Source organism: Caballeronia sp. LZ003 (assembly GCF_031451465.1).
Classification (GTDB): Bacteria; Pseudomonadota; Gammaproteobacteria; order Burkholderiales; family Burkholderiaceae; genus Caballeronia.
This window is the reverse complement of sequence record NZ_JARUXJ010000137.1, coordinates 1-595: the sequence shown is the minus strand read 5'-3', so window position 1 is coordinate 595 and position 595 is coordinate 1. Positions and strand designations below refer to the sequence as shown.

Below are 595 nucleotides of genomic sequence, written 5' to 3'. Positions count from 1 at the left end.
AGCTTCATGTCCGAAAAGTGTTCAAGAATTATTGAACAAAATAGTTCTACTGCTGATTGAACACTTTCATATAAAATCGGCTCTTAATCGATAGGCTGCATCACTGTCTTTAAGGCCCGCATGGCTCAAACCATGTGGGCTTTTTTGCGTTGGTGCGCGTCTTGCGCGATAGCCTCGTTCGAGGCTAGTTCATCCATCTCTGTGTTGCAACCTGCGAATGGCGAGACTGAGGACCCTTAAGCCCCGACTGGGTAACGTGAAGGCCAATAGGCTCTCGTTGTTGGACGTGAAAGCTGGATCCACGGTGCGCATTCGCGGGCGCAGATGGATGACGACGCGCATGCGCATCGCCGCGCGTGACAACTTTTGCTGCGCGCGGTGCGGCCGATTGTGGAACGAGCATCTCGATCACGTCGATCACCGCGTTCCGCTCGAAGCTGGCGGCAGTAACGACGACGCCAATCTGCAGTTGCTCTGCGTTGACTGTCATGCGCGCAAGACGGCGGCGGAGGCTGCGGGGCGGTTTGGACGTTGAGCAAGTGTTTGGGGGGGAGGGGGTGTCGAAAGTCTGGTGGGTTCGAGGCTCGGACACCGA

At 56.1% G+C, this 595-nt stretch carries 1 protein-coding gene; it reads left to right on the top strand.

Annotation, left to right across the window (positions count from 1 at the left end; genetic code table 11):
* Window positions 1-328 precede the first annotated feature (328 nt).
* On the top strand, window positions 329-535 hold the full coding sequence (locus QCE79_RS33455) for an HNH endonuclease signature motif containing protein (protein ID WP_309851790.1): 207 nt from the start codon (window positions 329-331) through the stop codon (window positions 533-535).
* Window positions 536-595 lie beyond the last annotated feature (60 nt).